This window comes from Micromonospora sp. NPDC002389, assembly GCF_040296095.1.
In the GTDB taxonomy this organism is placed as follows: Bacteria; Actinomycetota; Actinomycetes; order Mycobacteriales; family Micromonosporaceae; genus Micromonospora.
Genome location: NZ_JBEOWP010000001.1, coordinates 652,173 through 675,166 on the forward strand (window position 1 = coordinate 652,173; position 22,994 = coordinate 675,166).

Consider the following 22,994-nt stretch of genomic DNA (forward strand, 5'->3'; position numbering starts at 1 on the left):
GGTGCGCGCCGCCCGACTGATCTCGTTGCTGCTGTTGTTGCAGTCCCGGGAGGTGATGACGGCGGCGGAGCTGGCCCGCGAGTTGGAGGTCTCCGAACGCACCGTCTATCGGGACGTGGTGGCGCTCTCCGCCGCCGGGGTGCCGGTCTACGCCGACCGGGGGCCGGCGGGCGGCTATCGGCTGCTCGGCGGCTACCGGACCCGGTTGACCGGGATGACCCGGGACGAGGCGGAGGCCCTCTTCCTGGCCGGACTGCCCGGCCCGGCAGGTGAGATGGGACTCGCCGACGCGGTGGCGGCGGCCGAACTCAAGGTGCTCGCCGCGCTGCCGCCGAGCCTGCGCGACGCCCCGGCCCGCACCGGGCAGCGGTTCCACCTGGACGTGCCGGGCTGGTACCACCACCGGACCGCCCCGCCGACGTGGCTGACCGAGCTGGCCGGCGCGGTCTGGCGGGACCGGGTGGTGACGCTGCGCTACCGACGCGGGGAGCACGAGGTGACCCGCCGGGTCTGTCCGTACGGTCTCGTGCTCAAGAACGGGACCTGGTATCTCGTCGGCCGGGTCGGCGAGGACGTCCGCACCTATCGGGTGGACCGGGTCACCGCCGTCGAGCCGCACGAGGAGACCTTCGACCGGGAACCGGACTTCGACCTGGCGGCGCACTGGCAGCGCCAGGCCGCGTCGTTCCTGCGGAACATGCTGCGGGCCGAGGTGACGCTCCGGCTGAGCCCGGTCGGCCTGCGCGTGCTCCGGCACCTGGTCGACGCCCCGTTCGGGTACGACGAGGCGGTCGCCGCCGCGAGCGGACCCGACGAACAGGGCTGGTCGACCATCCGGCTGCCCGTCGAGTCCGTCAACGTGGCGTACGCCCAACTGCTCGGGCTCGGACCGGAGGTGGAGGTCTGCGACCCGCCCGAGCTGCGGGCCCGGCTGGCCGAGGCGGCGGCCCGGACGGTCGCCCTCTACGCCACCGACCGTTAGCCGCCGACCGGCGTGCACCGCCGGTCGGCGGTCGGGGGTCGGCGATCGGGGGTCAGCGGTAGCCGGTGACGTCGGCGGGGCGACCGGCGTCGGCCACCTCGCTGATGTAGCGGAAGGCGTCCGGCTGACTACCGTCGACGTCGGTGAAGCCGTACACCTGGGACAGCTCACCGGCGGAGACGGACCGGCCGTTCCAGCGGTGCCGGTCGGAGTCGGTGGCGAGTGCGGCGACCGCCCGGCCGACGAAGGCCGGCGTCTCGGAGATCAGGAAGTGCGGATCGGTGGCGGCACCGTCGCGCCAGTTCTCCTCGGTGACGCCGAAGTGTTCCAGCATCGCCTCCGACCGCAGCCATCCCGGGCTGAGCGCGACGGCCGTGCCGCCGTACTCCTTCAGCTCGTGCGCCCAGATGAAGGCGAGCCGGTTGACCGAGGTCTTGGCCAGGTCGTAGAAGACCGACAACCGGTAGTTCTCGTCGTTGTACGCCTTCGTGCCGTCGCCGACCTCCACCACCAGCCCACCGGGACGGCGGATCAGCAGCGGCAGCGCGAAGTGGCTGGTGATCACGTGGGTCTCCACCGCCAGCCGCAGCGTCCGGAAACCGGCGTCGAGCGGCTGTTCCCAGACCGGCTTCTCCCAGGTGATCAGCGGGTCGGCACCCCACACGTCGTTGACCAGCACGTCGAGTCGGCCCTGCTCGGCGTCGATCCGCTCGACCAGGGCCCGCACCTCGTCCGGCACCAGATGGTCGGTCCGGACCGCGATCCCGGTGCCTCCGGCGGCGGTCACCAGCTCGGCGGTCTCCTCGATGGTCTCCGGCCGGTTCAGCTCGGAGCGCGCCGCCCGGCTGCTACGGCCGGTGGCGTACACGGTGGCACCGGCCGCGCCGAGTTGCACCGCGATCTGCCGACCGGCTCCCCGGGTGGCCCCGGCGACCAGCGCCACCTTTCCCGTCAACGATGTCGTCATGACGATCACGTTGCCAGGGATACCTGACAACCGACGTCAGCTTTGGCGACGACGTCCCGTCGGCTCGTGGCGACAAGTCGGACCTGGCGGTGCCGACGTCAGCCCTGCCGCCGTCAGCCGTCCTGCCGTCAGCCCTGCCGGCGTCCGCCCGGCCGGGCGCGAGCGGAGAAGGCCGCCGCTCCGGACCGCGTCCCGCCGGCCGGTGCCGCGCCGGAGCGGGCCGCCTGCGACCGCGCGCCCTGGGACCGACCGGAACCGGCCTGCGCCCCCTGGGCACGCTGACCCCGCCCCGAACCGGTCTGCGCCTCCTGGGATCGGCCTGCACCGCCCTGATTGCCCCGGGACCGGCCAGCACCGGCCTGACCGCCGTGGGACCGGCCGGTGCCGGACTGTGCCGTCTGGGGTCGCGCCGCACCGTTCTGGGTGGCGCCGGTCGGTGCCGACGTACCGCCGCGACGGCCGCCCCGGTTCGAGCGTGGCTCGCGTACCGGCTCGGCGGACTCGATCGGCCGGGCGACGAGCGTCCGCTCCCCCGGGGCGATCTCGCGCAGCAACGCGTCACCCGGACGCAGCCGCGTGGTGGTCGCCCGGATACCCGCCTTGCGGGTCAGCTCCCGCACCTCGGACGCCTGCTGGTCGGTCATCAACGTGACGACCGTGCCGGCCGCGCCCGCCCGGGCGGTACGACCCGACCGGTGCAGGTACGCCTTGTGCTCGGCGGGCGGATCGGCATGCACCACCAGGGCCACGTCGTCGATGTGGATGCCCCGGGCGGCGATGTCGGTCGCAACGAGCGTCTGCACCTCGCCGTCGGAGAACGCCTGGAGATTGCGGGCCCGCGCCCCCTGGGCCAGGTTGCCGTGCAGTTCCACGGACTTCACCCCGGCGGCGACCAGGCGACGGGTGAGCGTCTTGGCCCCTCGCTTGGTGCGGGTGAACACCACGCTGCGACCCGGCGTGGCGACCAGGTCGACCAGCACGGCGAACCGCTCGTCGGCGAGCACGTGCAACACGTGGTGCGTCATCGCGGTGACCGGGGACCGCGCCGAATCGACACTGTGCGTGACCGGGTCGGTGAGGAACCGGCGGACGAGCACGTCGACACCGGCGTCCAGGGTGGCGGAGAAGAGCAGACGCTGACCGCCGCGCGGGGTCTGGTCCATCAACCGCCGTACGGTGGGCAGGAAGCCCAGGTCGGCCATGTGGTCGGCCTCGTCGAGCACGGTGATCTCGACCGCGTCCAGGTGCGCGTGGCCCGCGTCGACGTGGTCGGCGAGCCGGCCCGGGCAGGCCACCACGACGTCGACCCCGGCCCGCAGCCCCTTGATCTGCGGGTTGGCGGCCACACCGCCGAAGACGGTCATGGTGCGCAGCGACAGGGCCTGCGCCAGCGGGGCCATCACGGCGTCGATCTGGGAGGCCAGCTCACGGGTGGGCGCGAGGATCAGCGCCCGGGGACGCCCGGCCCGTCGAGGCGCCGGGGTGGCCGCCAGGCGGGTGAGCACCGCCAGCACGAAGGCGTACGTCTTGCCCGAACCGGTGCGGCCACGGCCGAGCACGTCGCGTCCGGCGATCGCGTCGGGCAGCGTGGCCGCCTGGATCGGGAACGGCCGGTCCACCCCGGCCGCGGCGAGGACGCGGGTGAGCGCCTCGGGCACGCCGAGGTCGGCGAAGGTGGGAGTGGTCGAGGAGGTGTTCTGCTGCTGTGGGCGGCGTGCCGCCATGAATGCTCCGAACGTCGAAGAGAGATCCCGCCCGGCGCTGACCGCTTACCGGTCGCGGCGCGTGGCCTGGGAACATCGAGCCGGCCCGCCAGGACAGGGCCGCAAGGTCAGTCTACCCCCTGCCGCCCACCGACGTGCGGGAGCACGATCTGCTCAGGTGGTGGCGACGTCCTGCCACTTACGCTGGCCGTCCATCCACGCTCCGGCCAGGATCTCCGCCGACCGCAGGCCCGGACACGGAATGATCTTCGACCCGCCGGCGCCACCGCCGGCCCGGGCCTCGACCTCCCACGACTCGCCGTCGGTGCGGATGAACACATCGCGACGTCCACGCACGGTGCGGTCGCCGTTCCACCAGTGACGCTCGGTTCTCACCCACAGACCGTACAGCAGAAATCGCCGCCAAAGATGAGATGATCTTGTAATCTGTCGCGACGATCGGGTAAAGGATGCCGAGGCCGGACCAGCTCGGCGGGCCCGAACAGGCCGTCCGCACGCACTCCGGCCGGCGGCTAGTCGGCGAGGCGGATGCGTACCCGGCGGTTGGCCCGGCCCTTGCTCTCGACCTTGACCACCCGGACCTGGCCGATCTGCGCGGTGGACGCTACGTGGGTGCCCCTGTCGGCCTACACGTCCAACCCGACGATGTCGACGATGCGCACCTCTGCCTCGTCCGGCGGGATCAGGTTGGACTGGGTACGGATGATGTCCGGCAGGGCCAGCGCCTCCGTACGCGGCAACACCCGGGTCGCCACCGAACGGTCGGCCACCACCCCCATGACAGCGCAGGCTACCCGTTCAGGAACTCGGAGATCCGGCCGCGCAGATCGGCGCGTTCCGTCCACAGCACACCGGGGCGGGCGTACCGGTGCAGGGTGGCGCCCGGCAGCACGGCAGCGAGTTCCTCGGCCACCTCCACCGGGTGCAGGTCGTCTCCCTCGGCGGCGATCACCAGGGCCGGCGCGGTCACCGCCGCCAGCGCCCCGGCGTCCGACACCGGCACCTGCCCCGGCAGATCGGCCAGTCCGGCGGCGAGTCCGTCGCGGAGCAGATGGTCCAGCCGCTGCCGCAGGTACGCCCAACCGGCCGGAGTGTTACGCACGGCCGGCGGCATCTCGGCCGAGACCACCTCGGCCACCGCCGAGGCGTCCCCTACCTCCACCGCCGCGAGCAGTTCGGTCAGCCGGGCGTGGGCCAGCGGCCCCCGTGGCCGGTCCAGCGCGGCGGGCAGGAAGAAGACCAGCCGGTCGAAGCGGTCCGGGCTCTCCACCAGCAGTCGGCACAGCGCGCCCGCACCGAGACTCACGCCGAAGGCGCGGGTCGCACCGCTGAGATCGGCGACGGCGCGCAGGTCCCGGGCGAGGTCGAGGTAGCTCCACGGGCCGTCCGGCGCGTCCGAGCGACCGTGGCCACGGAACTGGAAGAAGACCTTGCGCCCGTTCACCCCGCTGCCGAACGGGCGGGTGGTGGCGATGCCGTTGCCGAACCCGTGCGCGAACACGGTGACCGGGTCACCGACGCCGGTGACCAGCCGCTCCAGGCGTACGCCGTGCGGGGTGTCGACCAGTTCGGTGTCCGGGTCGGGCAGCGGCGGGCGACCGGTACGCGGTGCGCCCGGCCCCGGCCCGCAGGTGCGAGGTCCGCCGTCCGGTGGTGGTGGCCAGCGGAACGCCCTCACCAGGATCCTCTACCGTCGCCCAGTTCACGCAGGCCGACGCGCACGTCGAGCAGGTAGATGAGGGCGGCGGCGACACCGATCAGCCCGAAGATGCTCAGCGTGCTGCGGGTCAGCAGGGTCAGCAGGGTCGTGACCGCCAGGATCGCGATCCACCCGCCCTTGGGCAGGGTGCCGATGGCGGGGAAGGCGTCGGAGCGCTGGGTGACGGCGTGCACGAGTGCCACCCCCTGCACGACCAGTGCGAACACGAACAGGATCAGTTCGATCACGTAGCGGACGTCGAAGACGAAGATCGGCGCGGCGTTGGCCATGACGGCAAGCTTATGCTGGCGACCCCGGATCCGTCCGACAGGACGGGACCGGGGTCGCCGTGGTCGATGCGTCTGTCGTGGTCACTCGGCAGCGGGGCGGGTCCGCTTCGTGGCCCGGGGCAGCTTCGCCGACGGCGTGGCCTTCTTGGCGGCGGCCGGCTGCCGGGTGCTCGCCTTCGCCGGGGTGGTCTTCTTGGCCGCGGCCTTCTTGGCGACCGGCTTGGCCTCCACGATCTCGGCGACCTCGGCCGGGCTGGGCGCCTCGGCCTTCTTGCGCCGCGTCACCGGCGCGGCGTCCGGCGCGATCGCGGTCGGCTCCACCGTGGCCTCGGTGGCGTCGATGTCGGCGTTCACCGTCTCGGCGGCCTCCACCACGCCCGCACCGACGACCCGCTCACCGTGCGCGACCAGCGCCCCGTACGCGGCCAGCGCCCGCTCCTGGGCGGCGTGGGCACCGGCGACGACCACGGCGGCGTTGCGGGTCGCCAGCTCACGCAGGCGGTCCAGGTCGGCGGCCTCGCGCAGCTTCTGCACATCGGCGGCCTCGCGCAGCTTCGTCGGGTCGGCGACCTCGCGCAGCCGGTTGAGGTCGGCCGCCTCGCGCAGCCGGTTGAGGTCGGCCGGCGTGGCCTTCTGCCGCAGCGACTCGGCGGTCTGGTTGGCGTTGCGCAGCGCGTCGTTGGCCTTCTGACGCAGCTCGAACCCGGCGACGACGGCCTTGCCACCGAGGTCGCTCACGACCCGCCCGCCGTCGGCGGTGACCCGGTCGCGCAGCTCGCCGACCACGGTCGGCAGTCGCCGCAACTGCTTCAGGGCGAGGTCGCCGGCACCGGCGGCGGCGTAGAGCGGAGCGGGAATGCGGTCGGTCTTCGGCTGGGTCATGGCTTCTCCTCCTGGGCCTCGGCGGCGGCCTTGCGGACCACCATGCGGGCGGCCTTCTTGGCTGGGGTACGGGTCGGCGCGGGGGCCGGACCGGCCTCCGTCACGGCGACCGATTCGAGAACGGCCTCGGTCGGCGATCCCTCGGCGGTGGTGGGACCGGTGGCGGCCAGGTTCGCCACGTCGGGCGAGGTGAGGTCGGGAACGTCGTTCGCGACGTTCGTCCCGCCGGCCACGTCGGTGTCCGCCGCGTCCTCCCGAGCGGCGTCCGAGGCGGCGGTCGCGTCGGCGAGCCGGGCGTTCTCCCGACGGAACGTCTCGTAGATCTGGGTCAGGGACTGCTTCTGGGCCATGGTCAGGTCCGGGTCGACCGCGATGGCCGCCAGTACGCCCTGACCCTCCTTGTCGTCGAGGAGCCCGGCGCGCAGGTACATCGCCGGGGTGGAGACCCGCAGCGCGCTGGCGAGCTGCTGGAGCACCTCGGCACTGGGACGGCGCAGGCCCCGCTCTATCTGGCTCAGGTAGGGGTTGCTCACCCCGGCCTGCTCGGCGAGCTGCCGCAGCGAGATCTTCGCGTTCCGCCGCAGGTCACGAATGAACCCGCCGACGTCGGGAAGGTCCTTGGAAGTGGCCATGACTCCACGCTAACCGGCACTGCTAGCTCCTGCAAGCAAAACGCTTGCCCGAGTTAGCAAGGTCTCATCGGGCCGGATTCGCGCCCGCGCTCGGCTGGTCGTACCGTCCTCGCTGCCTCCGGTTCCGGGCCCCGCGCACGGCGGTCACACCGTCCCGCCGCATCCGGGTTTGCGCCCGCGCGCGCCCGGTCGTACCGTCTCGCCGTGACCAAGATCGAAGTGAATGGCGCACGGCTGGCGTACGACGAGACGGGCTCGGGATCGCCGGTCGTCCTCCTGCACGCCGGCATCGCGGACCGCCGGATGTGGCACGCGCAGCTCGACGCGCTCGCCGTCCGGCACCGGGTGATCGCCGTCGACCTGCGTGGTTACGGCGAATCCGAGCTGCCGTCCACCGCCTTCGCCCACCACGACGACGTGGCCGGGCTGCTCGACGCACTCGACCTGCCTCGGGCCGCCCTGGTCGGCTGCTCGTTCGGCGGCGCGGTGGCGATCGACACCGCCCTGGCTTACCCGGCACGGGTCAGCGCACTCGCCCTACTCGGCACCGCCGTCTCCGGCCACGAGTGGTCCGAGCAGACGAACGACCTGTGGGAGAGCCTGGTCGGCGAGGTGGACCCGGAGGACTTCGCGGCCACCGCGGCCGGGGAGGTGCGGTTCTGGGTGGTGGGCCCGGAACGGGACCCGGCAGACGTCGACCCGCACCTGGTGGCGTTCGCCACCGCGATGGACGAACGCGCGCTCGCTGCCGAACTGGCGCTCAGCGCGGTGGACATTGCCGAACTGGACCCGCCGGCCAGTGGGCGGCTCGGCGAGCTGACCATGCCCGTACTGGTCATGGCCGGTGCGGCGGACGTACCCGACATCCGGCACCTGGCCGACCGCATCGCGGCCGAGGCTCCGCACGCGCTACGCCTGCCGGACGTGCCGGACGCCGCTCACCTGCTCCCTCTGGAGCGGCCGGCGCCGGTGAACGCTGCGCTGCTCGACTTCCTGCCTGCGGCGTAGGGATGAAAGGAAGGGTCCCCTGCTAACGCCTGCGGTATAGCAGGGGTCCCCTCCTAACCACTCAGCCGGCGGCGAACGACGGCGGTTGCCGAGGCGTCACCAGAGCGGACGGACGGCGCCGACCGGCAGGCCACCGCCGAAGAGCGGCACCTCGGCGAACTCCGCGAGCACCGGCGCGTCGACACCGAGCCGACGCAACGCGGAGACCAGCACCGGCATCCGGGGGCGACCAGCGCCGTCGTCGATCTTCAACGCCACCGCGCCGACGCCGGGCAGCGCCGTCGCGATCACGCCCTCCGCGCCCACCTTCGCCAGCAGCCCCGGTACGCCCCGCATCAGCCGGGTGTCGTCGGCCTCCGTGCCACCGACGATCTCCGGATGCCCGCGCATGGCGTCGGCCACCGTACGCGGAGCCGTGCCCTCCTCCGCCGTCACCAGCCGCAGGAACGCCCCGGCCAGCCCGGTCAGCGACGCCGACAGCACCGGCGCGCCGCAGCCGTCCACACCGACCGCCACGGCCGGCTCCCCGGTCAGCTCCTCGACCGCGTCCCGCAGTCGCTGCTGGAGCGGGTGCTCCGGCCGCCAGTACCCGTCCAGCGGCCAACCGGCGGCACGGCAGGTCAGCACCATCCCGGCGTGCTTGCCGGAACAGTTCATCTGGAGTCGGGTGGGACCGCCCCCGGCTCGCAGCACCGCCGCGCGGGCCTGTTCACCGACCGGAAGGTCCGGCGGGCAGTGCAGCGCGTCCTCGTCCAAACCGGCGGCGGCGAGCAGCCCGGCCACCCGGGCCAGGTGGAACTCCTCCCCCGCGTGGCTGGCCGACACCAGGGCCAGGTCGGCCGACCCGGTCAGCGGCAGCCCGGCGCCGATCATGCCGACCGTCTGCATCGGCTTGTTCGCCGAGCGCGGGAAGACCGGCGAGGTCACGTCACCCGCGGCGGCGACCACCGCGCCGTCGGCGTCGAGCACCACCACCGATCCCCGGTGTACGCCCTCCACGAAGCCGGACCGGACCACCTCGGCGAGGGCCGCGCCGCCCTCGTACGTCTCTCCCACAACGTGGACGGTACCGACGAAGCGGTGTGTGCCGGCACCGGGGTGAGCAGGGAAGCCACCTCCGGGTGTACAGCGACGGTGGGGAGTTCTCCCCTTACATTCCGAGCATCTCGCGCGCCTCGGCGGTGGTCATCGGCGGGCGCTGTGCGAGCTGGGCGAAGCCGACCGCGCGGGCGACGAGCTGCATGTTGGACTCCACCGGCCGCCCCTTGGCGTACGTGATCGTGTCCTCCATGCCGACCCGCAGGTGGCCTCCGGCCGACAGACTCGCGAGCAGCACCGGAATGCTGGTGCGGCCGACACCGGTCGCCGAGAACGTGGTCCCCTCCGGCAGGTCCCGCAGCATCTGCTGGGCCGCGACCAGGGTCGCCGTGGTGCCCGGCATCCCACCCGGCACCCCCATCACGAAGTCGACGTGCACGTGACCGCCGTGCGGCAGCCCGTACCGGCCGAGCAGCCGCTGCAACGCGGTCAGGTGGCCGAGGTCGAAGATCTCGTACTCGGGCACGACGCCCCGCTCCTGCATCCGGGTGTGCAGGTCGACGATGAACTCCCAGCGGTTGAGGAAGACGTCGTCGCCGAAGTTGACCGTGCCCATGGTGCACGAGGCCATGTCCGGTCCCGCCTCCAGCACGGCCAGCCGGTCGGACTCCGGGTCGGTGACCGCCCCACCGGTGGAGAGCTGCACGATCAGGTCGGTGCTCTCCCGCAGCGCCGCCACGGTCTCCCGCAGCCGTCCCTGGTCCAGCGTCGGGCCCGCCTGGCCGTCGCGGATGTGGACGTGGATCACGGAGGCGCCCAGCGCCTCGCACTCCTTCGCCGTGAGCAGCAGCTCGTCCAGGGTCACCGGCAGCGCCGGCACCTCCGTCTTGGCCGACTCCGCGCCGGTGGGGGCAACCGTGATCAACGTCGCTGTTGTCATGCCGGCGATCCTAGAACCCCCGGCCCGGTCCCCGGCGCAAGCAGGTGCCTCCGGTGCAAGCGGGGAGCAGGGGTCGTCGGTGTTAGCAGGGGACCCCTGCTATACCGCAGGCGTTAATAAGGTGCCCTTCCTTACATCACGTCGATGGCGGCGGTGCTCTCGCCGACCCGGAGCGTCGCGTCGTCGGAGACCGAGCGCTTCACCACGGCCAGCGCGATCTGGCCCTGCTCGTGGTGGAGCACGGCGGTGCCGACGAAGCCGACCGTCCGGTCGTCCAGCGTGATCGGGGTACCGGCGGCCGGGAGCTGGTCGGTCATCACCCCGTCCAGGTGCAGCAGGACCAGTCGACGCGGCGGACGGCCCATGTTGTGCACCCGGGCGACCGTCTCCTGCCCCCGGTAACAGCCCTTGTCCAGGTGCACGGCCGGGGCGATCAGGTCCACCTCGGCGGGGATCGTCCGGTGGTCGGTGTCGACACCGACCCGGGCCCGGTGGGCGGCGACCCGCACCGCCTCGTACGCCCACAGCCCGGCGGGCTTCACCCCACCGTCGCGCAGCCGGTCCACCACCTGCGCCATGGCGGCCCGGGGCACCAGCAGGTCCACGCCGAGCGGCACCCGGCGAGCCCAGCCGCCGCCGGGCAGCGGCTTGACGTCGTACCGGGCGGTCGGGCGGGCGGGCAGCTCACCGGCGCGGAACTTGGCCCCCGGTACGCCGAGCACCTCGGGCTCGGCGAGCGGCGGCACGTCCAGCAGGGCCACCGCATCGGGCGCCTTCGGCCCGACCAGCGACAGCAGCGCGTACTCGGCGGTGGCGTCGCGGGGCTCGACCCGGCTGAAGAAGCGCATCTTCTCCAGGTAGCCCAACAGGCCCCCGGTGGCACCGGGCTCGGTGTCCAGCCAGAGGGTGTCGCCGTCCTCGGTCACCATGGCGTGCTGCTCGACGTGCCCGTGCGGCGAGAGCACCAGCAGCTCGGTGCCCTGCCAGGGCCCCAGGTCGGCCAGGTGCTGGGTGGTGAGGGTGTGCAGCCAGGAGATCCGCTCCGCGCCCGGCACCGCGACCACGCCCCGGTGCGAGCGGTCCACCAGGCCGACCTCGGTGTCCAGCAACCGTTGCTCACGCATCGGGTCGCCGTAGTGCGCGGCCACCGACCGTACGCCGGCCGCCGCGTGTGCCGGCTCCGGCTGGTCCCGGCTGGCCTCGTCGATGCTCTCCACGGTCACCGCACCCGCGATGTCGATCATTTCTGCTCCCCGTCCCCGTCTCCGCACCGTTCGCACACGCCGAAGAAGGAGACGTGGCCGATGTCGACCCGGAAGCCACGCTCGGTCGCCAACTGGTCGGCCAGCGGCCGCAGCAGCTCGGGCTCCATCTCGTCGATCGCGCCGCACTCCCGGCAGACCAGGTGGACGTGCTGGTCCTCACCGGCGGCGTGATAGGTCGGCGACCCGTGCGACAGATGGGTGTGGGTGACCAGGCCGAGCCGCTCCAGCAGCTCCAACGTGCGATAGATGGTGGTGATGTTGACACCGGCGGCGACCTCGCGGACCGCCGTGTGCACCTGCTCCGGGGTGGCGTGCCCCAGGTCCAGCACCGCTTGCAGGATCAGCTGCCGCTGCGCCGTCAGCCGCAGCCCACGGGCGCGGAGCAGTTCCGCCAGGGAGGATTCGGACACCCTCCGATCATAGTTCGGAGGTGGGCGTACCTCCGGGTGCGGGCGTCGGCACTAGGCTCGGCGGCATGGTGGCGTCGCGGATCGGCGTACTGGGCCGGGGCCTGCGACCGCCCGGCGAGCCGCTGCTGCGCGGCGACGATCTCGGCGTCCTGCACGGCGACGGGCTGTTCGAGACCATGCACCTGCGCGGCGGTCGGCCGTGGCTGCGGCAGGAGCACCTGGCCCGGATGCGGGGCGGCGCAGCCGCCGTCGAGCTGCCCCTGCCGCCCGACGCCGACCTGGTCGCGCTGCTGGACGACGTCGCCGCCGGCTGGCCGACCGAGGTCGAGGGCGCGCTCCGGCTGGTCTGCACGCGCGGCCCCGAGGGCGGCGGAGGACCCACCGTGTACGCCACCCTCGCCGAGGTGCCGACCACGGCTCGGCAGGCCCGCCGGGACGGGGTACGGGTGGCCACGCTTCCGCTGGGCGTACCCGCGCAGGCCCGGCCGGACCTCGACTGGCTCCCCGCCGGCCTCAAGTCGACCTCGTACCGGGCGAGCACCGCCGCCCGCCGCTGGGCGGCCCGGGCCGGCGTGGACGACGTGCTCTGGGTCTCCTCCGACGGGTACGTGCTGGAGGGGCCGACCGCCAACGTGGTCTGGCTGGACGGGGACACCCTGTGCACGGTGCCGGCCCGGGACACCGGCATCCTGCCCGGCACCACCGTCGCGTGGCTGCTGGCGCACGCCGCCGAGCTGGGCTGCACGGCCGACGAACGGATGGTCACCCCGGCCGGGCTGCGCACCGCCGACGGCGTTTGGCTCACCTCGTCGGTACGCGGCGCGGTGGCGGTGCGCAGTCTCGACGGCACGCCGATGCCGCCCGGTACGCGTACCGGGGCGGTGCAGGAACTGCTCGGTTTCCCGCTGCCCTGACGGCCGACGTCGGTAGCCGAACGCCAGCCGCCGGTCGGCTCAGCCGGCCACCCGGATCAGGCGTGCCGACAGGTGCGGCGTGAGCGGCTGGCCGACCGCGGCCATGTCCTGCGCGTACAGCAGCGCTCCCTCGACGATGCCGAAGAGCCGGTGCCCGGCGGTCACCTCCTTGGCGGTGGAGGTCCGCACCACCGCGTCGGTGACGAACTCGATCTGCGTGCCCTTGCGCCGCCCGACGTGCAGCTCCATCACGCCGGTGGGGACGGTCAGCAGCGCCTCCAGCTCGTCGGTGACCCGGTCACCGTCGAGCACCGGACGCCACCAGCCGACCTCCCGACCGGCCGGACGCACCGGCTGGCTCTGCTCGTCGAGGATCCACGCCCGCGACTCGTAGTGCAGGAACGGACGGCCGTCGTGGCTGATCCGGATCTCCTGGGCGAAGTCGAAGTCCTCGATGGTGGGGAAACCGCCCCGGCCGCGTCCCCGCCAGACGCCGACGTACGGCAGCAGCCCGTCCAGGCTCGGGTGCAGCTTCGGCCCGACCCGCAGGTCGTGGCTCTCCTCGAAGGGGTACGGCTCGACCGGCGGCGCGTTCAGCCACGGCGGCGGTGCCAGCGGATTGTCGTCCGACGCGCTCGCGCTCACTGTGCCTCTTTCGTTCGCGACTGCGGGGCTCGCAACACCGGCTCACTCCTCGCGCTCACTGTCTACCTCTCGCTATGAGGACCGCCACATATACCAAGCCACCGGCGAGCGCGCCCAGGCCGGCGACCAGCAGGCTGACGAACCCGATCTCGGTGACCATCCGGGCCATCTTATGCTGGGCGGCATGGGCCGCACTCTCGTCGTCAAGGCCACCGCGGGCGCCGACGCGCCGGAGCGTTGCGCCCAGGCGTTCACCGTCGCCGCCACTGCGGCGGCAGCCGGGGTACACGTCTCGCTCTGGCTCACCGGTGAGTCGACCTGGTTCGCGTTGCCCGGTCGCGCACAGAATTTCGAGCTGCCGCACTCCGCGCCGCTGGCCGAGCTGCTGCACGTGATCCTGGCGACCGGCACGGTGACCGCCTGCACCCAGTGCGCCGCCCGCCGGGACATCGGCACGGACGACGTGATCCCCGGCGTGCGGATCGCCGGTGCCGCCGTCTTCGTGGAGGAGACGATGGCCGAGGGCGCACAGGCGCTCGTGTACTGAGGGCAGCGCGCCGGAACCGGCCCGACAACTCGGGCTAATGCCTACGATTCGGGTGTGACCGAGGCGACCGAGCAGTTCTTCGCGGCGCTGCCGGCCCGGGCCCCGGAGGTACTCCGCGCCCCCGTGGCGGGCAAGCTCCGGATCGACCTCTCCGACGGCCACCACACCGAACACTGGCTGGTCCGGATGCGACCGGGCGCGGCCGAAGTGGGCCAGGGCCCGGAGTCCGCCGACGCCGTCTGGTACTGCGGCGTGAACCTGTTCGACCGACTGGTCACCGGCCAGGCGCAGAGCATCTCCGCGGTGTTCCGCAACGAGAGCACGTACACCGGGGACGTGGTCCTGTTCCTCGCCTTCCGGCGCTTCTTTCCGGCACCCCCCGGCACCCGGGACCCGCGTGAGGTGGCTCGCGAGCACGTCAGGCGGACCCGGTGAAGGAACTGGTCAGCATCCTGGACGGCAACACCTTCCTGGTCAGCGACAGGCGCGGCGACATCGAGCCGGCGATCGACTTTCCCACCGGCCTCTTCTCCTTCGACACCCGGTTCCTCTCCACCTGGCTGCTGCTGCTCGACGGCGAGCGGCTGCACGCGCTGTCGATGGACGACTCGGAGTCGCACCAGACCCGGTACTTCCTGGTGCCGGGCGAGCCCACCCACTTCCTGGACGCCAAGGTCTCGGTGATCCGCAGCCGGGCCATCAGCGGCAGCTTCGAGGAGGAGTTGACCGTGCTCAACCACTCCGGGCAGCCGATGACGTTCACCGTCCGGATGGAGATGGGCGCCGACTTCGCGGACCTCTTCGAGATCAAGGACACCCAGCGCAAGCGCGGAGAGCACACCGCCAACCCCGGCGAGAACGCGCTGCGTCTGGACTACCGCCGGGAGGCGTTCCACCGGGAGACGGTGATCAGCAGCAGCGCACCGGCGGAGGTCGACCTGACCGGGATGACCTTTCCGATCGAGATCGGGCCGCACGGCGAGTGGACCACCCGGCTCACCGTCGCCACCACGATCTACGGCGCCCGTGGTGAGGACGTCCGCAGCAAACTCCCCTTCTCCGGCAGCCGGACGACCGCCGTCATCCAGGCCGAGCACGCCGAGTTCATCGCCAAGGCGCCGAAGCTGAGCTGCGACTACCAGCCGCTGACCGAGGCGTACCGGCGCAGCCTCGACGACCTGGCCGCGCTCCGGTACGAGTCGATCGCGCTCGGCGTCCGCCTGCTGGCCACCGGGCTGCCCTGGTTCATGACCCTGTTCGGCCGGGACAGCATCATCACCTCGCTCCAGGTCCTGCCGTTCCAGCCGGAACTGATCCCGCCCACGCTGACGATGCTGGCCGGTCTTCAGGGCCACCGGCTGGACGACTTCCGCGACGAGGACCCCGGCAAGATCCTGCACGAGCTGCGCTACGGCGAGACCGCCGGCTTCGAGGAGCAGCCGCACTCGCCCTACTACGGTGCCGCCGACTCCACGCCGCTGTTCGTGATCCTGCTCGACGAGTACGAGCGGTGGACCGGCGACGTGGCCCTGGTCAAGCGACTGGAGTTGGCCGCCCGGGGCGCGTTGGCCTGGATCGACACGTACGGCGACCTGCTCGGCACCGGCTATCTCTGGTATCAGACCCGCAACCCGAAGACCGGCCTGGAGAACCAGTGCTGGAAGGACTCGTGGGACGCGATCTCCTACGCCGACGGCCGGCTGCCGAGCTTCCCCCGGGCCACCTGCGAGCAGCAGGGCTACGCGTACGACGCCAAGCTGCGCGGCGCCCGGATGGCGCGGCTGTTCTGGAACGACCCGGAGTACGCCGACCGGCTGGAACGGGAGGCCGCCGAGCTGAAGGAACGGTTCAACCGGGACTTCTGGCTGCCCGAGAAGGAGTACTACGCGCTGGCCCTGGACGCCGACGGCACACCGGTGGACGCGCTCAGTTCCAACATCGGACACCTGCTCTGGAGCGGCATCGTCGAGGAGTCGAGGGCCCGGCGGATCGCCGATCACCTCGTCGGGCCGCGTCTCTTCTCCGGCTGGGGCGTCCGTACCCTCGCCGACGACCAGGGACGGTACAACCCGATCGGCTACCACGTCGGCACGGTCTGGCCGTTCGACAACTCGCTCATCGCCTGGGGGCTGTGGAAGTACGGCTTCCGGGAGCAGGCCGGGCAGATCTGCGAGTCGATCCTGGCGGCGGCGCGCTACTTCGACGGCCGACTGCCGGAGGCGTTCGCCGGGTACGAGCGCGACCTGACCGAGTACCCGGTGCAGTACCCGACCGCGTGCAGCCCGCAGGCCTGGTCGGCGGGGACGCCGCTGATGCTGCTGCGGGTGATGCTCGGGCTCGAACCGCAGGGCGAGCACCTGATCGTCGACCCGTACGTGCCGCAGGGCATCGGGCGGGTCGAGCTGCTGGACATCCCCGGTCGCTGGGGACGCGCGGACGCGCTGGGTCGCAGCCGCAGTCGCAGCCGGGACGACGCACGCGGCTGAGCGGGTCAGCCGGCGCAGCCGGTGGTGCCGATCAGCCGGCGCAGCCGGTGGTGGCGGCGAGCACCACCTCGCCCGTGCCCAGGTCGGCGAGGACCGCGACGCCGTCGCGCCGGAAGGCGTACACCTCGCCGGTGTCGACCACGGGCGTGCCGCCCGCCAGCGGTGCGAGCGTGGCCTGCGGCGACGCGGGCAACGCACCAGCGGCGGACCGGACGGTACGCGCCGACCCGCCACCCGGGCACGGCGCGGCCACCACCTCGTCGGGCTCCGTCGCGGTGCTGCCGAGCGTGCGCAGCGCCTCGGTCAGGGCGCCGACCTCGGCTCCGGCGGCGCCCGTCTCCGGCGCGGAGTAGTCGTCGCCGACCATGCGGCACCCGGTGTCCGCGGTCAACCGGATCCGGCCGTCGGAAACGGGTCGTCCCAGCACGGTGACGAACTCGCCCGCGTCGGCGCGCAGCCGGGGCCCCTCGGAGGTGACCCGGACGCCGGACCGCCACGCCGTGGGGAGCCGGTCGGAGATCTCCTGGAGCGCGGCCCGTTCCTCGCCCACCGGCACCGCCAGGTCGACGGCCCGGACCAGCTCTGCTCCCTCGGCGAAGGGGGTGATCCGGCAGCCCCGGTCCACCTCGGGGGCGACCAGCGCGGGCACCGCACCCCAGCTCGCCGCCACCAGCTCGCCGATGGCGGCGTCCACCACCGGGCCGGCCTCGGCCAGCGTGCGCTGCTCGCGGACGGTCGGCGGGTCCTGCCGGGCGGAGCGCCAGGTGAGACCGGCGAGCAGCACCGCCCAGGCCACGGTCGCCACGATCAGCCAGCGCGGCCACCGGGGTTCGGGGGCCGGGGGCCGGGGACCTGCGGGCGGGGGAAACCCCGTCTGGACAGCGCCGCTCACCGGGTCATGGTGTCACGCGTGGTGTAGCGCCTCGCCGGGACGCCCGTCGGCGGCCTCCGGCGGGGTGCTCAACCGGTAGCCCACCCCCCGGACCGTCTGCACCTGCGGGCCCCCGGGCAGCGCCCGCAGCTTGCGCCGCAACCGCTTGACCGCCGAGTGCAGGATGGCGGTGTCACCGAGGTACGCGCCGCCCCAGACGGAGGCGAACAGCCGCTCGTAGCTCCAGAGCGCGAGCGGCGGGCTCATCAGCCGGGCCAGCAGCTCCCGCTCGGTACGCGTCAGGCCCAGCGGCGCACCCCGCCAGGTGACCAGGTGACCGGCCCGGTCCACCACGAGATCGCCCCAGCTCGCCGGTCGGCCGGTCGGCTGGTCGGTCGACACGGCGGGCTCGGCCAGCGGGGCCGGGAACATCGCGCGCAACTGCGCGAGATCACTACAGATCACCACCGGCCCCACCCCGTCCAGCCGCTGCATGACCCGGTGCCGGACCGAGGCGTCGGAGCTGACGCAGACCAGGATCGGTATCTCCTCAACGGACACGTTGCCTCCCCCGAGAGCACCGTGCTGACCTGCGACTTTCCATCAATCGCCAACGACAGTCACCGATGGAGCCCCCGAAGCAGACTAACGGTCAGGATCCCGCCACGTCACTGACCGAGTACTGACCGACGCCGTCCATTGATCACTGACTGTTGGAGCAAGAGCATGACTCTCAGCGGGCGGGCGCTCACCATCAGCCACCCACATCGTCCGGTCCGCTCCGCGACGTCGCATCCCGGCGCGCGGGTCTCCGGCCCCGAACGGATCGGGGCCGACGACGTGGGGGAGGAACCTTGTTCACACGACCATCCGCACGGTCCTCACGGTGGCGGGCGGTGACGCTGCTGGCCGCCGCCGTACTCGCCGTCACCGCCCAGCCCGCCGTCGCCGCACCGCCCCCGCAGCCGACGGCACACCGGGCCGCCGTCGACCAGGGGCTGCTCGACCGGTTCGACACCGCGTCGACCACGACGTTCCTGGTGTACCTGCGGGAGACCGCCCCGCTGGCTGACGCCGCCCGGCTGCGCGACGCCGACCGTCGGGCGGACGAGGTGCACCGGCTGTTGACCGGCACCGCCAGCCGCACCCAACATGACCTGCGGGCACTGCTCGACGAACGCAAGGTGCCGCACACCGCATACTGGATCGCCAACGCGATCCGGGTCGAGGGCGACAAGGCGCTGCTGGACGAGATCGCCCGACGGCCCGAGGTGGCCCGGATCTCCCCCAGCCGCAGCTACCCGCTGGTCCGGCCGACCGCCACCGACACCGCCCGGGCCCGCACCGCAGCCGTCGAGTGGGGCCTGACCAACATCGGCGCACCGCAGGTGTGGGACGAGTTCGGCGACCGTGGCGAGGGCGTCGTGGTCGCCAACATCGACAGCGGCGTGCGGTACGACCACCCCGCGCTGGTCGACTCCTACCGGGGCAACCTCGGCGACGGCTTCGACCACGCGTACAACTGGTTCGACCCGACCGGCGTCTGCGCCGGCACCGCACCCTGCGACAACAACGACCACGGCACGCACACCATGGGCACCATGGTCGGCGACGACGGCGCCGGCAACCAGATCGGCGTGGCCCCAGGCGCCCGGTGGATCGCCGCCAAGGGCTGCGGCTCGAACACCTGCGCGGACGCCTCGTTGCTCGCCGCCGGCCAGTGGGTGCTCGCGCCGACCGACGCCGCCGGGCAGAACCCCCGGCCGGACCTGCGCCCCGACATCGTCAACAACTCCTGGGGCGGCGACGGGGGCGACCCGTGGTACCAGCAGACCGTCGCCGCCTGGCGGGCCGCCGGCATGTTCCCGGTCTTCTCCTCCGGCAACGACGGACCGGCCTGCGGCAGCGCCGGCTCGCCCGGTGACAACGCCAACGCGTACGCGGTCGGCGCGTACGACGTGAACAACGCCATCGCCAGCTTCTCCGGCCGAGGCTCCGGCACCGACCCGATCAAGCCGAACATCGCCGCGCCCGGCAGCAACGTGCGGTCCAGCGTCCGCAACGGCGGGTACGCCTCGTTCAGCGGCACCTCGATGGCCGCCCCGCACGTGGCCGGCACCGTCGCGCTGGTCTGGGCGGCGGCACCGAGCCTGCGCGGGGACGTGGCCGGCACCGAGGCACTGCTCGACCGCACCGCCCGTGACGTCGACGCCACCACCTGCGGGGGCACCCCGGCCGACAACAACGTCTTCGGCGAGGGACGCCTGGACGCGTACGCGGCGGTCCGGGACGCCCCGCGCGGCCCGGTGGGCCGGGTCACCGGCGTGGTCACCGACGCGGCCGACGACGACCCGGTCGCGGGTGCCACCGTGACCGACGGCACCCGCACCTCCACCACCGGCGCCGACGGCCGGTACGCGCTCAACGTGCCGGCCGGCGAGACCAGCCTGACCGTCAGCGCCTACGGCTACGCCGGTCAGTCGGCGACCGTCACGGTGGCCGAGGGCGAGGCCGTCACCCGGAACTTCGCGCTGACGGCGACCCCGACGGTCACGGTCAGCGGAAAGGTCACCGACGGTTCCGGACACGGCTGGCCGTTGTACGCGAAGGTCGAGGTGGCCGGGCGGCCCGGTGGGCCGGTCTTCACCGACCCGGTCACCGGTCGCTACTCGTTCACCGCGCCGGGCGGCAGCACGTACCGGCTCACCGTGACCGCCCACTACCCGGGCTACCGCACGGTGACCCGGGAGGTGCCGGTCGGCGGCGCGGCCACCACGGCCGACGTGGCCGTCCCGGTCGAGGCCGGGTGCACCGCCGCCGGCTACACCGGACGGTTCGGGGCCCCGCTGCTGACCCAGAGCTTCGACGGCACCGGCACCCCGGCCGGTTGGCGGGTCGACAACCGCACCGCCTCCGGTGGCTGGACCTTCACCGACGCCCGGTCGCGTGGCAACCTGACCGGTGGTGCCGGCGGGTTCGCCATCGTCGACAGTGACGCCCTGGGCAGCGGCAACACCCAGGACACCGACCTGATCGCCCCGCCGCTGGACCTCTCCGGCACCGCCGCGCCGGTGCTGCGTTTCCGCAGCGACTGGCGGGCCGTCGGGATCACCGACACCGCCGACGTCGACGTCTCCGTCGACTCCGGCGCCACCTGGACCAACGTCTGGCACCAGACCACCAGCCGGCGCGGCCCGCGCGTCGAGGAGGTGGCGCTGACCCCGGCGGCGAACGCCGCCTCGGCCCTGGTCCGCTTCCGGTTCAAGGGCACCTTCGCCTGGTGGTGGCAGGTGGACGACGTGGAGGTGGTCAACCGCGAGTGCACGCCGGTGCCCGGTGGGCTGGTGGTCGGCACCACCACCGACCGCAACACCGGTGCGCCCGTGGACGGCGTGACCGTCATCAGCGACGACCGGCCGCAGGACCGGGCGGTGTCGGCGGCGACCCCGGAGGACACCGCCGAGCCGGACGGCTTCTACTGGCTCTTCTCCGGCCTGACCGGCGCCCACCCGTTCACCGCCAGCCGTCCGCCGTACCAGCCGGCCACCAAGCAGGTCACGGTCGACGCCGACCGGGTCAAGCGGGCCGACTTCGCCCTCGGCGCCGGGCGGCTCACGGTCAGCCCCGCGTCGGTCGTGTCGCACCAGCCCTACAACAGCACCCGGACCACCAAGCTGACCGTGCGCAACACCGGCAGCGCGCCGGCCGCCGTCGAGCTGCTGGAACGCACCGGCACGTTCGAGCTGCTGAACCAGTCCGGCGCACCGCTGCGGGAACAGAAGATGAAGGGGATCAGCAAGGCCCGCACCGGTGTCGCGTACGGCGGGGCGGCACCCGAGGTGCGTACCACGGCCGACGACGCGTGGAGCCCGGTCGCCAAGCTGCCGGCCGCGATCTACGACAACGCCGCCGCGTGGCTGGACGGGAAGATCTACTCGGTCGGTGGTGGCGGTGACACCGGCACCGAGCGGCGGGCCTGGGCGTACGACCCGGGTGCCGACGCCTGGACGGCCCTGCCGGACCTGCCGGTGGCGCGTTCCAAGCCGGTCGCGGCAGCGGTCAACGGCAAGCTGTACGTGATCGGCGGCTGGGGCGCGGACGACCGTACGGTGACCACCGTCGACGTCTTCGATCCGGCTGCCGGCACCTGGAGCACCGTGCCGGGGGCGACCAACCCGGCACCGGCTGCGGCGGCCGGCGGGGCGGTGGTCGACGGGAAGGTGTACCTGGTCGGCGGCTGCGCCGACGCCACCTGCACGGACTCCGACCGGCTGGTGGTCTTCGACCCGGCGACCGGCACGTTCGGCACCCGGGCCGCCTACCCGCACCCGGTGTCCTGGCTGGCCTGCGGCGGGCTCGGCGAGACGGTGCACTGTGCCGGTGGCACCGGCAGCACCGAGTACACCGACGCCTACCGGTACGACCCGACGGCCGACACGTGGAGCGCGCTGCCGAGCATGCCCACCGAGCTGTGGGGCTCCCAGTACGCGGCAGCCGGCGGAATGCTCGTGCTGGCCGGTGGCGTGACGGCCGGTTCGACGGCGGTCAGCAACCGCACCATCGCCTACGACCCGGCCACCGGGGCCTGGCGTGACCTGCCCAACGCCCAGTTCGGCCGGTACCGGGGCGCGGCGGCCTGCGGCGCGTACAAGATCGGTGGCTCGCCCAGCTCCTTCGTGGGCTCGGCGGACAGCGAGCGACTCGGTGGTCTGGAGCAGTGTGCCGCCGAGGCGGACGTGCCCTGGCTGTCCAGCTCCCCGACCACCTTCACGCTGGCGCCGGGCGCCTCCCGGACGGTGACGGTGACGCTCACCGCCACCGCAGCGGCCGGGCTGCGGCAACCGGGGCGGTACGACGCCGAACTGGCGGTCGCCTCGGACACCCCGTACCCGGTGACGCCGGTGTCGGTGGAGATGAACGTCTCGCCGCCGTCGAGCTGGGGCAAGATCCAGGGCACCGTCACCGGCACCACCTGCGGTGGGGTGACGGTGCCGGTGGCGGCGACCGTCCGGGTGAACCTGATCTCGGCCGGCACCGGCACGACGCTGACCTCCGGCACCGACGGCAGGTACGCCTGGTGGCTGCCGAAGGGCCGGTACGAGGTGATCGTGGCCAAGGACGGCTGGGTGCCGCAGGTCAAGCGGCACCAGATCGAGGCGGGCATCGTCGGCTCGCTCGACTTCGCCCTTGATCCCGCGTCGAACTGCACCAGAGCGACCGGCATCTGACGCACTACCACTGGTGGCCGCCGGTCCGTCACGAACCGGCGGCCACCACCGCCCTATCCGCCCAGAATCCAGGCTGTAGCCCGTGGCCCGTAGCCGTGAACTCGGGCCGTGCACTTGGGCCGTGGCCCGTAGCCGTGAACTCGGGCCGTGAGCCGTGCTTGGCACCGCAACCGTGGCCATGGCCATTGGCTGTGGCCGCAAGTCGAGAATGCGGGTGAGAACGCTGGCGATGAGGTCGATGCTGGGTCGCCTGCTGCGGCCCGACCACGACGGCGGCTGCTCCCGCCACCCGCTACGCCCGCTGCCGACCTGACCGAGGCGACTCACGAGCGAGAGTCACCGCCAATCTTGGACAGTTTCCGTTAGCTGCTAACTGTCCTGTCCCGGTACATGTGTCAAGGGGAAGTCCCGATAGATGTGTCATGAGTTGCTGATCATGATGCTCGGGTGAGGCTGATGTAGTTCC

The 22,994-nt window shown here is 72.9% G+C and carries 23 protein-coding genes and 1 pseudogene; 7 read left to right on the top strand and 17 right to left on the bottom strand.

The window, feature by feature from the left end; all coding sequences use genetic code 11:
* Position 1 precedes the first annotated feature (1 nt).
* Entirely contained in the window at positions 2-982 is a 981-nt protein-coding gene (locus ABT008_RS03030; RefSeq protein ID WP_350693093.1) for a helix-turn-helix transcriptional regulator, read from the top strand.
* A 52-nt stretch (positions 983-1,034) separates the two neighbouring features.
* Here ABT008_RS03030 and ABT008_RS03035 read toward each other — a convergent pair whose 3' ends face one another.
* The 9 genes and pseudogenes from ABT008_RS03035 to ABT008_RS03075 all read right to left on the bottom strand — a co-directional run bounded on the left by ABT008_RS03035 (position 1,035) and on the right by ABT008_RS03075 (position 7,176).
* Entirely contained in the window at positions 1,035-1,949 is a 915-nt protein-coding gene (locus tag ABT008_RS03035; RefSeq protein WP_350693094.1) for an SDR family oxidoreductase, read from the bottom strand.
* A gap of 128 nt (positions 1,950-2,077) precedes the next feature.
* The gene (locus ABT008_RS03040) at positions 2,078-3,673 is read right to left on the bottom strand and encodes a DEAD/DEAH box helicase (protein WP_350693096.1); all 1,596 of its coding nucleotides are present in this window, start codon (positions 3,671-3,673) and stop codon (positions 2,078-2,080) included.
* Between the two features lie 153 nt (positions 3,674-3,826).
* Positions 3,827-4,048, bottom strand: coding sequence for a hypothetical protein (locus tag ABT008_RS03045; RefSeq protein WP_350693098.1), 222 nt, complete (start codon positions 4,046-4,048; stop codon positions 3,827-3,829).
* 137 nt (positions 4,049-4,185) lie between these two features.
* Positions 4,186-4,284, bottom strand: a pseudogene (locus ABT008_RS03050) (alanyl-tRNA editing protein); the annotation flags it as partial.
* Positions 4,285-4,299: 15 nt separating this feature from the next.
* The gene (locus tag ABT008_RS03055) at positions 4,300-4,452 is read right to left on the bottom strand and encodes an alanyl-tRNA editing protein (protein WP_350693099.1); all 153 of its coding nucleotides are present in this window, start codon (positions 4,450-4,452) and stop codon (positions 4,300-4,302) included.
* Between the two features lie 11 nt (positions 4,453-4,463).
* Positions 4,464-5,351 (bottom strand): alpha/beta fold hydrolase, encoded by an 888-nt coding sequence (locus ABT008_RS03060; RefSeq protein ID WP_350693101.1) that lies wholly within the window; start codon positions 5,349-5,351, stop codon positions 4,464-4,466.
* Positions 5,348-5,662 carry a DUF2516 family protein gene (locus ABT008_RS03065; protein ID WP_350693103.1) on the bottom strand — a complete coding sequence of 105 codons (315 nt, stop codon included), beginning with the start codon at positions 5,660-5,662 and terminating at the stop codon, positions 5,348-5,350. The genes ABT008_RS03060 and ABT008_RS03065 overlap by 4 nt, the downstream gene beginning before the upstream one ends.
* Positions 5,663-5,743: 81 nt before the next feature.
* The gene (locus ABT008_RS03070; RefSeq protein WP_350693105.1) at positions 5,744-6,544 is read right to left on the bottom strand and encodes a hypothetical protein; all 801 of its coding nucleotides are present in this window, start codon (positions 6,542-6,544) and stop codon (positions 5,744-5,746) included.
* On the bottom strand, positions 6,541-7,176 hold the full coding sequence (locus ABT008_RS03075) for a helix-turn-helix domain-containing protein (RefSeq protein WP_350693107.1): 636 nt from the start codon (positions 7,174-7,176) through the stop codon (positions 6,541-6,543). The genes ABT008_RS03070 and ABT008_RS03075 overlap by 4 nt, the downstream gene beginning before the upstream one ends.
* Positions 7,177-7,380: 204 nt before the next feature.
* Between ABT008_RS03075 and ABT008_RS03080 the strand changes: the two genes are divergently transcribed.
* Positions 7,381-8,184 (top strand): alpha/beta fold hydrolase, encoded by an 804-nt coding sequence (locus ABT008_RS03080; protein ID WP_350693109.1) that lies wholly within the window; start codon positions 7,381-7,383, stop codon positions 8,182-8,184.
* A 96-nt stretch (positions 8,185-8,280) separates the two neighbouring features.
* Here ABT008_RS03080 and ABT008_RS03085 read toward each other — a convergent pair whose 3' ends face one another.
* The 4 genes from ABT008_RS03085 to ABT008_RS03100 all read right to left on the bottom strand — a co-directional run bounded on the left by ABT008_RS03085 (position 8,281) and on the right by ABT008_RS03100 (position 11,837).
* Positions 8,281-9,240 carry an asparaginase gene (locus ABT008_RS03085; RefSeq protein ID WP_350693111.1) on the bottom strand — a complete coding sequence of 320 codons (960 nt, stop codon included), beginning with the start codon at positions 9,238-9,240 and terminating at the stop codon, positions 8,281-8,283.
* A 94-nt stretch (positions 9,241-9,334) separates the two neighbouring features.
* Complete coding sequence (locus ABT008_RS03090) at positions 9,335-10,162, bottom strand: beta-keto acid cleavage family enzyme (protein WP_350693112.1); 828 nt, start codon at positions 10,160-10,162, stop codon at positions 9,335-9,337.
* Between the two features lie 131 nt (positions 10,163-10,293).
* Positions 10,294-11,406 carry a CAF17-like 4Fe-4S cluster assembly/insertion protein YgfZ gene (gene ygfZ / locus ABT008_RS03095; protein ID WP_350693113.1) on the bottom strand — a complete coding sequence of 371 codons (1,113 nt, stop codon included), beginning with the start codon at positions 11,404-11,406 and terminating at the stop codon, positions 10,294-10,296.
* Positions 11,403-11,837 carry a Fur family transcriptional regulator gene (locus ABT008_RS03100; RefSeq protein WP_350693115.1) on the bottom strand — a complete coding sequence of 145 codons (435 nt, stop codon included), beginning with the start codon at positions 11,835-11,837 and terminating at the stop codon, positions 11,403-11,405. The genes ygfZ and ABT008_RS03100 overlap by 4 nt, the downstream gene beginning before the upstream one ends.
* Before the next feature lie 65 nt (positions 11,838-11,902).
* On the opposite strand from ABT008_RS03100, the gene ABT008_RS03105 reads away from it, so the two are divergent.
* Positions 11,903-12,751, top strand: coding sequence for an aminotransferase class IV (locus ABT008_RS03105; protein ID WP_350693116.1), 849 nt, complete (start codon positions 11,903-11,905; stop codon positions 12,749-12,751).
* 39 nt (positions 12,752-12,790) lie between these two features.
* On the opposite strand, the gene ABT008_RS03110 is transcribed toward ABT008_RS03105, so the two are convergent.
* Positions 12,791-13,396 (bottom strand): heme-binding beta-barrel domain-containing protein, encoded by a 606-nt coding sequence (locus ABT008_RS03110; protein ID WP_350693118.1) that lies wholly within the window; start codon positions 13,394-13,396, stop codon positions 12,791-12,793.
* Positions 13,397-13,451: 55 nt separating this feature from the next.
* Positions 13,452-13,556: a small membrane protein MtfM gene (mtfM, locus tag ABT008_RS03115; RefSeq protein WP_275540796.1), complete on the bottom strand. Its 105-nt coding sequence runs from the start codon at positions 13,554-13,556 to the stop codon at positions 13,452-13,454.
* 12 nt (positions 13,557-13,568) lie between these two features.
* On the opposite strand from mtfM, the gene ABT008_RS03120 reads away from it, so the two are divergent.
* From ABT008_RS03120 to ABT008_RS03130, 3 genes are read left to right on the top strand one after another with little or no spacing between them, the layout of a single operon-like run.
* A complete protein-coding gene (locus ABT008_RS03120) occupies positions 13,569-13,943 on the top strand; it encodes a DsrE family protein (protein ID WP_350693121.1) in 375 nt (124 codons plus the stop codon).
* A 54-nt stretch (positions 13,944-13,997) separates the two neighbouring features.
* Positions 13,998-14,378, top strand: coding sequence for an SCP2 sterol-binding domain-containing protein (locus tag ABT008_RS03125; protein ID WP_350693122.1), 381 nt, complete (start codon positions 13,998-14,000; stop codon positions 14,376-14,378).
* The gene (locus ABT008_RS03130) at positions 14,375-16,429 is read left to right on the top strand and encodes an amylo-alpha-1,6-glucosidase (protein WP_350693124.1); all 2,055 of its coding nucleotides are present in this window, start codon (positions 14,375-14,377) and stop codon (positions 16,427-16,429) included. The genes ABT008_RS03125 and ABT008_RS03130 overlap by 4 nt, the downstream gene beginning before the upstream one ends.
* Before the next feature lie 31 nt (positions 16,430-16,460).
* Here ABT008_RS03130 and ABT008_RS03135 read toward each other — a convergent pair whose 3' ends face one another.
* Together ABT008_RS03135 and ABT008_RS03140 are read right to left on the bottom strand one after the other, a co-directional pair.
* Positions 16,461-17,321 (bottom strand): hypothetical protein, encoded by an 861-nt coding sequence (locus ABT008_RS03135; protein WP_350693126.1) that lies wholly within the window; start codon positions 17,319-17,321, stop codon positions 16,461-16,463.
* Between the two features lie 12 nt (positions 17,322-17,333).
* On the bottom strand, positions 17,334-17,861 hold the full coding sequence (locus ABT008_RS03140) for a winged helix-turn-helix domain-containing protein (RefSeq protein WP_350693127.1): 528 nt from the start codon (positions 17,859-17,861) through the stop codon (positions 17,334-17,336).
* A 293-nt stretch (positions 17,862-18,154) separates the two neighbouring features.
* Between ABT008_RS03140 and ABT008_RS03145 the strand changes: the two genes are divergently transcribed.
* Positions 18,155-22,528, top strand: a complete 4,374-nt coding sequence (locus tag ABT008_RS03145; RefSeq protein ID WP_350693129.1) for a S8 family serine peptidase — start codon at positions 18,155-18,157, stop codon at positions 22,526-22,528.
* Positions 22,529-22,994: the final 466 nt, after the last annotated feature.